Consider the following 9,190-nt stretch of genomic DNA (forward strand, 5'->3'; position numbering starts at 1 on the left):
GCCGGCCCCAGCCGAGGCATGTCCCGGCCGACCGCGGCGGGACGAACCTCGGCTCAGCGTTGCGTCGGGCCGACCGAGGCGGGCTGGTTCACCGCCGGCCCGGCCGGCCGCGACGTCGGGGTGACGATGACCGCCGGAGCCGACGGGGTGCGCTCCGGCCGGCCGGTGACCCGGCCGCTCGGCGCGGAGTCCGGTCGCTTCGTCGCGCCCGTGGTGGATCCGTTCGGTGCATCCCGCTCGTCGAGCAGCCGGTCGCAGTAGCCGGCGACCTCGTCCTGGCCGCCCGCCGCCTCGACCAGTTCGGCGAAGCGGGGGGACTCCAGCGCCTTGCGCCGGTCCCCGCCCGGCTCGTCCAGGTAGGCGGTGCACAGCCCGGTGAGCGAGGCGGCGCCGCCCGGGCGGTCGGTCTGGTTCGCGTCCGGGATGGCGGAGGGGCCGGAGGTCGGGGTGGGGCGGCCGTCCGTGCCGGCGCTCGGTGTGGTGGCCGGGTCGTGGCCCAGCGGGCCGGGCAGCGTGCCGGTGACCGCGGCCAGCGCCACACCACCGGTGGCGGCCGCGAGCAGCGCCGCCAGGGCGACCTTGGCGCCGATCAGGCCGGTGAGGATCCGCCGCTGCGAACGGGTTGCCGGCACCGGCGTCGAGCCGGCGCGCGCCAGGCGGAACGCCTGGAGGGCGGCCCCCTCGCCGCTCAGCTCGTGCGAATGCGGAGCGGCGCGGACGGCGGCGAGGAGTCGGACGAGCACCTCCGGACCGTCCTGCGCGTCGGCGACGGGACCGACGAGCAGGCGCTCGACGGTCTCCTGGTCCATGCGGTGTGCGTTCATCTCGTGTCGATCAGCGCCGCCACCGGTCGTCACGTCACATCAGGACACCGTCCGCGACGACGTCCGGCCGGTGAGGTCCGTCACCGCAGGCGGCTCAACCCATGGTCTTCGCCCCGTCGATCGACTCGCGGAGGATGTCGGCGTGACCGGCGTGCTGCGCGGTCTCGGCGATCACGTGCAGCAGGACCCGGCGCACCGACCAGCTCGCCCCCGGCTCGAACCACGGGGCGACCGGCAGCGGGTGGGCGGTGTCCAGGTCGAGGGTGGCGATCAGGGCGTCGGTCGCCTCGGCCACCCGGTCGAACTCGGCGAGCAGCCCGGCGAGGGTCTCGCCCTCCGCCATCCGGAACTGGCCGGCCCAGTCGACCGGCTCGCTCTGCATCGCCTCCGCGCCGCCCACGGCGAACCGCATCCACCGCTGCTCGGTGGTCGCCACGTGTTTGATCAGTCCGCCGAGGCACAGCTCGCTGACCGTGCTGCGCCGGCCGGCCTGCTCGTCGGTGAGGCCCTGCACGGTCTGCCGCAGGAAGCGGCGGTGCCGGCGCAGGGTGGCGAGCAGATCCGCCCGCTCGCCGGTGAGGATCTGGTCGGAGGCGCTCATGCCGCCCGCCTTTCCGTCGAGGACCGGAACACCGTACGACCCGCCACCGACACGTCCGCCGGCCGCGCGCCGGACCCCGCCCCGGTTGCCGGTTCGTCCGGCTCGCGGTGCACTGAACTACATGGCTGTCATCAGGGTGGGCACGTCCTCCTGGGCCGACCGGATGCTGGTCCGCTCCGGCTGGTACCCCCGCGCCGTCAACACCCCCGCCGGTCGCCTCGGCTTCTATGCGGAGCGGTTCGGCCTGGTCGAGGTGGACACGTCGTACTACGCGATCCCGCTGCCGGAGACCGCCGAGAGCTGGGTCGCCGCCACCCCGCCCGGGTTCACCTTCGACGTCAAGGCGTTCCGCCTCTTCACCGGGCACCACACGCCGATCGCCGCACTGCCCCGGGATCGGCGGCCGGCGGGCGGCGGGAGCCGGGTCCGCTGGCGCGACCTGTCCGCCGGGGCGTACGACGAGCTCTGGGACCGGTTCCACGGGGCGCTGGCGCCGATCGCGGCGGCCGGCCGGCTCGGCACCGTGCTGCTCCAGTTCCCGCCCTGGCTGGCCCGGGGCGACGCGGCCAAGCGGCGGATCCTGGCCGCGGCCCGGCGGTGCCGGCCGTTCCGGGTCGGAGTCGAGCTGCGGCACTCCTCCTGGTTCGCCGACGACGCGATGGTGGACACCGTGACCTTCCTGCGCGAGCACGGGCTCGGTTACGTCTGCGTGGACATGCCGCAGGGGCACGTCTCGTCCGTGCCGCCGATCCTGGTCGCCTCCACGGACCTCGCGGTGGTCCGCTTCCACGGGCACAGCGCCGCCTGGGAGAGCGGCGACAAGCAGGAGAAGTTCCGGTACGCCTACGGCGCGGAGGAACTGCGCCGCTGGTCCGTGCTGCTGCGCGAGCTGGCCGACCAGTGCGGTGAGCTGCACGTGCTGATGAACAACTGCTGCGACGACCAGGCCCCGGGTGACGCGGCCCGGCTCGCCGAGCTGCTCGGCGTCGAACCCGCCGGGCGACGGGTCACCACCGGTTCCTGAGCCGGCGGGCGGGTTTCCGCCGGCCCGGGCCGGGTACCGGCGGTGCCGAGGACCGAGTCGAGGGGGCGGGCGTGGACGAGCGGCGCGACGAGACGGTCACCCGGCGGGACGACCGGGAGCCCCGGGCCACCCGGGAGGCCGAGGAGGCGCACGGCGGCAGTATGGCGCCGGGCCTGGTGGACGACACCGGCCACCCGGTGGCCGAGCCGCCGGCACCGGAGACCGAGCCGTCGGCGATGGGCACGCCGGGGGAGGACGGCACCGGCTCCTGAACCAGGGCACCTGGAATCGCTTGCGGCTCAGCCGGGCACCCGCGCGGATCGCGGGGCACCCGGCCGGGTTCGCGATCAGCCGCGCCGGCGGAACCCCTCGGGGTGCATGCCGGTGGCCTCCTCCAGCGCGTTGTCCGGCAGGTCCCCGCCGGCGCTGTCGTCCGGGAAGGTACGCCGGGACGGCGCCGGGTCCGGCGGCGCGCCCGGTCCCGCCTCCGCGGTGCGGGTGGGTTCGACCGTGCCGAACCCGTGCCGGCCGGCCTTCGGGCCGCCCGCACCCGCACCCGCGCCCGCCGCGCGGCGCTCCCCGCGGCGTCCCTCCGGGACCGCGGGCTCCTCGCTGCCCTCATCCATGGGGGAGTCCTCGCCCGCCCCCCACGGCGGTCCGGCGTCGTAGCCGTCGGTGGTGCCCCAGGGTGCGGCCGACTCCGGCCCGCTCCCGTCGCCCGCACCCGGCCTGTTCCTGCTGCTCATGGTCACCTCACCTGGCTGGTTCCCGTACCCGCTGACTGCCGCCCGGCCGGGCCGTGCCCTCCGGACACGGCCCCGGGGTACCGCGCGGCCGGCGGCCCACCCCGTTGTGGGTCGCCGGCCGCGCGGGGATCACCGGCCCGCCGTCATCAGGCGCCGCTTGGCCGCACCCATCGCGGCGACGGTGCCGATGGTCTTCGGCCCGGGGGTGGCCACGGCGGCGACCTTGCCGATCGTCCTCGGCGCGGACGCCAGCCCACCCGCCCGGCTGATCAGGCCCCGGAACACCTGGCCCGGCTTCTGCTGCTCGCTCATGTACGCGGTCACCACCACCAGCGCGCCGGTCAGCGCCGGGATCGCCCACTGGAGCAGCTTCATCCGCCGCTGGCACGAGGCGACGTTCGCCGGGGTGTGGTAGTGCGGCTCCGTGATCCCCTCGACCGGCGCGCCGCCCGCCCGTTCCAGCTTCCTGCCGAGCATCCGGCTGTAGCCGGTCACCGCCAGCGCGCCCACGGTCAGCGCGGTCTTCACCGCGCTCATCCGCGCCACACCCGACTGGGCCGCGACCCGAGGGCTCTCGGTGACCAGCTCGCCGACCGCGCCGGCCAGGTGGGCGCCGATCGCCGCCGCGTTGACCGGGGTCCAGCGCGCCCAGCCCGCCGAGGCCACCGGCAGCCGTTGCGTCGAGTCGTCGAGCTGCGCCGCCGCGCCGTTGACGCCGAGCGCACCCATCAGTGAGCCGCCGAACCAGGCCGCCAGGCCCAGATCGTGCATGGAGCGCAACGCCGTGTGCCGTTCGGACATCTGATCCCCCTCCGCCATGTTCGGGCGGTGCCGCATACCCGGCTTCCGGCCGACTACGCGCCCCATTCGCGGCCCACTCCCACCGCTCCGTGCCCGGTCCCGTCCCCGGCGTCCGGGTCGCCGCGGCGGAGAGGAATCGAACCGCGCCGGGTGGGTAGCCGCGGTCCGGCCAGGATTCGTCGGACCGGCGAGCGGGCAAGATCCAGCGGTGGCCGGCGGGGGGATGATGAGCGGGACGGCGGGCGGACCGCCCGGGTGGCGCCTCGACTACCCGCGCCTGTTCCGGGCCACGCCGACGCCGTACCTGGTGCTCGCCCCGGACCTGTCGATCGTCGAGGTCAACGACGCCGCGCTGCGGGTCACCGGCCGCCGCCGGGCGGAACTGCTCGGGCGGGACGTGTTCGAGGCGTTCCCGGTCAGTCCGAGCGACCAGGCCGCCGCGGGCGCGGAGAACCTACGGGAGTCGCTGGTCCGGGCCCGGGACACCGGCCGGACCGACACGATGCCGCCGCAGCGGTACGACCTCGTCGACGACTCCGGCCGGTTCACCGAGCGGTGGTGGAGCCCGGTCACCGTGCCGCTGCTCGACGAGCGGGGGCGTACCGTGCTGCTGCTGCACCGGACCCGGGACGTCACCGAGTTCATGGCGCAGCGGCGGCGCGGCGACAGCGAACGAAGCCGCAGCGAGGACTACCGGCGGCGGGTGGCGGAGACCCGGGTCGACCTGCTGGCCCGGGCCCGGGACCTGCGGGCGGCGCTGGACGCCGAGGGGCTCGCCACCCGGCGGCTGGCCACCCTGGTCGACCTCGCCCGCCAGTTCGCCGGCTGCGAGACGGTCACCGAACTCACCGAGGTGGTGATCGGCCGGGGGCTGGCCGCGCTCGGGGCCGACGGCGGCGCCGTCGGCGTCCGGGACGTCGGCGACGTCCTGCGGCTCACCGTCACCGACGGGCTCGGCGGAGCGTCCGGAGGGTATGCCCGACTGCCGCTGTCCGCGCCGCTGCCGGCCTGCGTCGCCGCCCGGCGCGGCGAGACCGTGCTGCTGCCCGACCGGGCCGCGCTGGGCTGGGCGGACGAGATGACGTACGACGGCCGGTCGGCTCGCCCACCTGCCGGTCGAGGACTTCTGCGACGCGCTCCTCGGCGAGCTGGCCGACGTGCCCAGCGACGACATCGCGCTGCTGGCGTTGCGCGTGACCGGCTGAGCAGCGGCTCAGCGCTGCGGCAGGCCGGCGGCGAACGCGGCCACCCGCGCGGCCAGCGGCGCGGCGGCGCGTACCCAGGTGAAGTGGTCCAGCGGGGCACCCGCCTCGGCGACCGTGTAGCGGTGCCGGGTCACCGGGGCCCCGGCGAGCTTGCCGCAGAGGTGGTCCAACGTCTCGTGCGGCGTGTACTGGTCGTCGTCCACGCTCACCGCGAGGACCGGGGTACGGACCCGGGACACCGCCGCCTCGGCGTCGACCCCGTCGAGCGTCGGGAACCGGCCGGTCCGGGCGGTGTACGCCCAGTCCCGGATCAACCCGCGCGCCTGCCGGCCGCCGAAGCCCCAGCCCGGCCAGACGCCGAGCAGCCGGGCGACCCCGGCGATCCCCTGGGTGTACGGCAGCACACCCCAGCCGCGCAGCCCCGGGTACCCGCGCCACCAGGGGATACCGACCGCCACCAGGGCCAGCCCGTCCACCCGGTCGGCGTCGTGCAGGGCCTGGTGCAGCACCGCGACCTGTCCGCCGAGGGAGTGCCCGAGCAGCATCCGGGTCCGCCCGTCCAACCGGGGCTTGAGCGCGTCGAGCACCGCGCCGACGTCGGCGGCCAGCTCGCCGTAGCCGTACCGGCAGGTGCGCGCGGGGGCGGGGGTGCTCTCGCCGGTGCCGCGCAGGTCGCACACGATCACGGCGAGCCCGGCGTCGCGCAGCGCGGCGGCGAACGGCCGGTAGTAGCGGGCCCGGACCCCCATCGCCGGCCAGATCACCACCGCCGGCGCGCCGGGTGCCCCGGCCGGCTCCGGGTAGATCTGGACGCCGATCCGCGCCCCGTCGACGTCCACGAACTCCTGCGTGTACTCCGCGCTCACCGGCCCAGCGTACGGCGAGAAGCTACCGACGGGTAGCTACGGGGTCCGGGGTCAGGCCACCGCTGTGGCGTGGGCAGGCCGGGCGACCGTGGCCAGCGAGGCGTAGACGGCGCCGAGCTGCTCGGCGCAGCGCTTCCAGGAGTACCGGCTGCGGATCCGGTCGAGCGCCGCTGTGGCGTACGCGAAGCGGCGGACCTTGTCGGCGAGGAGCCGGCGTACGGCGGTGCCCAGCGCGCGGGGGTCGCGTGGCGGCACGAGGTCGCCGGTGAGCCCGTCGACCACGGTGTCGGCGATGCCGCCGACGTTCGTCCCCACCACCGGCACCCCGCAGGCCATCCCCTCCAGCGGGGTGAGCCCGAACGGCTCGTACCAGGGGGCGGCGACCAGCACGTCCGCCGAGCGGTACCAGCGGCCCATCTCCTCGCGGGGCACCGCGCCGAGCAGCCTGACCCGGTCGGCGACACCGCACGACTCGGCCAGCGCGTGCAGCCGCCGGGCGAACGAGTCCGCGGGGAGCTGGTCGGCCGGCGGGCCGCCGATCACCACGCACTCGGCGTCCGGGACCGCCGGCAGGGCCCGGACCACGTCGAGGAAGCCCTTCCGCTCCACCATCCGGCCGACGGTGAGGATCCGCGGCCGGGCCGGGTCGCGCGGCGCGACCGGGCCGTCCGGGCGGAACACCGCCTGGTTGACGCCGGAGGGAACCAGCGCCATCCGCGACCGGGGCACCCCCATCCGGACCAGCTCGCGCACCTCGTCCTCGCTCTGCACGACCACCCGGTCGACGGCCCGGCCGAGCGCCCGCTCGTAGCCGATCCGCCCTGGTGGACTGGTGTCCTTGGTGCCCTGGTGACGCCGCCCCACCGTGCCGAGGCTGTGGTACGTCAGCACCGTCGGCACCCCGGTCCGCCGCCCGGCGTGCACAGTGGCCAGCCCACTCATCCAGAAGTGCGCGTGCGCCACGTCCGGGGTCCAGTCGCCGCGCCGCCAGGCTTCCGCCAGCCAGCTGCCGAACTCCCCCAGGTACGGCAGCAGCTCGTCACTCGGCACCGGCCGGGCCGGCCCGGCCGGCACATGGCGCACCTGGTACCCGTCCGCGGTGGACACCGTTTCGGGGAGGGCGGGGGAGTCGCGGCGAATGTAGACGCGCACGTCGTGCCCCTCGTCGGCCAGCGCGGCCGCGACGTCCGCCACCTGGGTGCCCCGCCCAGCGGCCTCCTCGCCCGGGACGGCGAGTGGGCTGGCATGGTCCGCAACTATCGCGACGCGCATGTCTCCTCCTCCAGTCAGTTGGCCCCGGTCGGCGAGGAACCGGTCGAGTCCGCCGCGGTCCGGTCGACTGGCTCGACCGGGAGGCGCCGTCGTCGGTGACCCGCACCAGCAGTCCCTACCCCGGCAATCACGTCCTAACCGGTCGACCGCCAACTTCTCCCCGGGCCCGGGGGCCCGGGGGCGGAGATCCCGTCCCGGGACCAAAGCCCCTGTTCACCGGCGGCGGGAGCGATCAGGCTGGGCAGGAAGGCGCCGGCGGCTCCGGTTGGTGGCCGTCCGGTCACTCCGAGTCCCGGGAGGTGGCCCGTGTCCTCGCCCTCGCTCTCCGCGCTCACCGAGGAGCAGCTCGCCCTGGCCCGGGCCACCGGCAGCGGGCGCAGCGCGCGGACCGTGCACGGCGGCCCGACCAGCCCGCTGCGGCAGACCCTGGTCGCCCTGGTGGCCGGGCACGCGCTGGAGGAGCACGCCAGCCCCGGCGAGGCCACGCTCCAGGTGCTGCACGGGCGGGTCCGGCTGGTCGCCCAGGACCGGTCCTGGCCCGGGTCGGCCGGGGATCTGCTGGTGATCCCGGACGCCCGGCACGCGTTGCACGCCGACGAGGACTCGGTGGTGCTGCTCACGGTCGCCCGCGGATGAGCGCCGTCACGCCCGCCCGACCGGCCGCCGGCAGCGTCGCCCCGCCGGCCGCCGCGTCCGCAGGCCGGATCGCCGGCCGGTCGGGGCGGGGGCACCGGCACCGCTGGCTGCCGCCGCAGCACGGCGCCTGGGCGATGCTGCTCCTGCCGTACGCCGCGGCGGTCTGCGTCACCGGCCCGAGCTGGCCGCACCTGCCGCTGCTCGCCGCGTGGCTCGCCGGTTACCTCTTCTCCTACTACGCCCTGCTGGCGGTGAAGACCGGCCGTCCCGCCCGGGTCCGTCCGCAGCTCCTGCTCTACGGCGGGGCGACGGCGGTGCTCGTGGCACCGGTGCTGCTCGCCCGCCCCGCCGTCCTCGGCTACGCCCCGCTCTACGCCGTGCTGGTCGCGGTCAACGCGGCTCACGCCCGGCGCCGCCGGGAGCGGGCCCTGCTCAACGACCTCGCCTCGGTGGCGCAGAGCGTGCTCGTGGTGTTCGTGGTGGCCACCGCCGGCGGCACTTCGCCGCACGAGCTGACCGGGGTGGCGGCGGCGGTGGGCGCCTACCTGGTCGGCACGGTGTTGTACGTCAAGACGATGATCCGGGAGCGGGGGAGCACCGGATACCGGTGGGCCTCGCTGGGGTACCACCTGGCGGCGCTGGTGGTGGCGGTGGCCGCCGGTTGGGGACCGGCGGTGGTGGCGGTCTTCGCGCTGCTGCTGCTCCGGGCGGCGCTGCTGCCCGGCCGTCGGCTGGCCCCGGTCACGATCGGGATGATCGAGCTGGCGGGCGCGCTGCTCGTCCTTGCCGCGGTGGTCGCGCGCGGGATCTGACCGGCCCGCGGTGTCCCGCGGTCAGGGTTGCGCCTCCGGCGCCCGCCAACCCTCGCTCGCGGCATGCGTCGGCACCGGATCGGACGTACTTGTCGCTGCCCGGCAGCGGCTGCGAGGCGCTGCCACCAGCCCCGGCCGGAGCAGCCGAACCGCCGGCCGGACACGGAAGGCGCGCCGGGCCGGCCGCCCGGGCCCTCTCGCTTGCCGCAAAGGGACTGGAGGAGGGGCCTCCGGCGGCGGGCCGCATGCCGAGTGAGGGGATGCCGGGCCCCGCTCGGGGCGGGACCGGGGTTCGTGGTCGGGTGTGGGGCCCGGCGCAGCGTGGACCCGCCGTGGCGCGGCGCGCCCGGCGGGGCGACATGCGGTGCCGGGCGGGGGGGGGGGGGGGGGGGGGGGGAGGGAA

Annotated in this window: 10 protein-coding genes and 1 pseudogene; 5 read left to right on the plus strand and 6 right to left on the minus strand. The window is 76.5% G+C overall.

All coding sequences use genetic code 11. From position 1 onward, the window contains the following. Positions 1-53: 53 nt before the first annotated feature. Together ACL02O_RS32500 and ACL02O_RS32505 are read right to left on the minus strand one after the other, a co-directional pair. On the minus strand, positions 54-824 hold the full coding sequence (locus ACL02O_RS32500; protein WP_412822012.1) for a hypothetical protein: 771 nt from the start codon (positions 822-824) through the stop codon (positions 54-56). A gap of 94 nt (positions 825-918) precedes the next feature. Continuing rightward, positions 919-1,425, minus strand: a complete 507-nt coding sequence (locus tag ACL02O_RS32505; protein WP_412822013.1) for a DinB family protein — start codon at positions 1,423-1,425, stop codon at positions 919-921. Positions 1,426-1,546: 121 nt separating this feature from the next. On the opposite strand from ACL02O_RS32505, the gene ACL02O_RS32510 reads away from it, so the two are divergent. Together ACL02O_RS32510 and ACL02O_RS32515 are read left to right on the plus strand one after the other, a co-directional pair. Next, positions 1,547-2,449 carry a DUF72 domain-containing protein gene (locus ACL02O_RS32510; protein WP_412822014.1) on the plus strand — a complete coding sequence of 301 codons (903 nt, stop codon included), beginning with the start codon at positions 1,547-1,549 and terminating at the stop codon, positions 2,447-2,449. A 71-nt stretch (positions 2,450-2,520) separates the two neighbouring features. Further along, on the plus strand, positions 2,521-2,721 hold the full coding sequence (locus ACL02O_RS32515) for a GTPase activator (RefSeq protein ID WP_412822015.1): 201 nt from the start codon (positions 2,521-2,523) through the stop codon (positions 2,719-2,721). A 75-nt stretch (positions 2,722-2,796) separates the two neighbouring features. Here ACL02O_RS32515 and ACL02O_RS32520 read toward each other — a convergent pair whose 3' ends face one another. Then, a complete protein-coding gene (locus tag ACL02O_RS32520; protein ID WP_412822016.1) occupies positions 2,797-3,195 on the minus strand; it encodes a hypothetical protein in 399 nt (132 codons plus the stop codon). Between the two features lie 129 nt (positions 3,196-3,324). Further along, entirely contained in the window at positions 3,325-3,996 is a 672-nt protein-coding gene (locus ACL02O_RS32525; protein WP_412822017.1) for a hypothetical protein, read from the minus strand. 226 nt (positions 3,997-4,222) lie between these two features. Here ACL02O_RS32525 and ACL02O_RS32530 point away from each other — a divergent pair. After that, positions 4,223-4,579, plus strand: a pseudogene (locus ACL02O_RS32530) (PAS domain-containing protein); the annotation flags it as partial. Positions 4,580-5,209: 630 nt separating this feature from the next. Here ACL02O_RS32530 and ACL02O_RS32535 read toward each other — a convergent pair. Further along, positions 5,210-6,067, minus strand: coding sequence for an alpha/beta hydrolase family protein (locus ACL02O_RS32535; RefSeq protein ID WP_412822018.1), 858 nt, complete (start codon positions 6,065-6,067; stop codon positions 5,210-5,212). Between the two features lie 51 nt (positions 6,068-6,118). Beyond that, complete coding sequence (locus tag ACL02O_RS32540) at positions 6,119-7,339, minus strand: glycosyltransferase (protein WP_412822019.1); 1,221 nt, start codon at positions 7,337-7,339, stop codon at positions 6,119-6,121. Between the two features lie 306 nt (positions 7,340-7,645). On the opposite strand from ACL02O_RS32540, the gene ACL02O_RS32545 reads away from it, so the two are divergent. Both ACL02O_RS32545 and ACL02O_RS32550 read left to right on the plus strand, forming a co-directional pair. After that, positions 7,646-7,975: a cupin domain-containing protein gene (locus tag ACL02O_RS32545; protein WP_412822020.1), complete on the plus strand. Its 330-nt coding sequence runs from the start codon at positions 7,646-7,648 to the stop codon at positions 7,973-7,975. After that, positions 7,972-8,787, plus strand: coding sequence for a YwiC-like family protein (locus tag ACL02O_RS32550; protein ID WP_412822021.1), 816 nt, complete (start codon positions 7,972-7,974; stop codon positions 8,785-8,787). The genes ACL02O_RS32545 and ACL02O_RS32550 overlap by 4 nt, the downstream gene beginning before the upstream one ends. The last annotated feature ends 403 nt before the right edge of the window (positions 8,788-9,190 follow it).

Source organism: Micromonospora mangrovicola, assembly GCF_047200535.1.
Taxonomy (GTDB): domain Bacteria; phylum Actinomycetota; class Actinomycetes; order Mycobacteriales; family Micromonosporaceae; genus Micromonospora.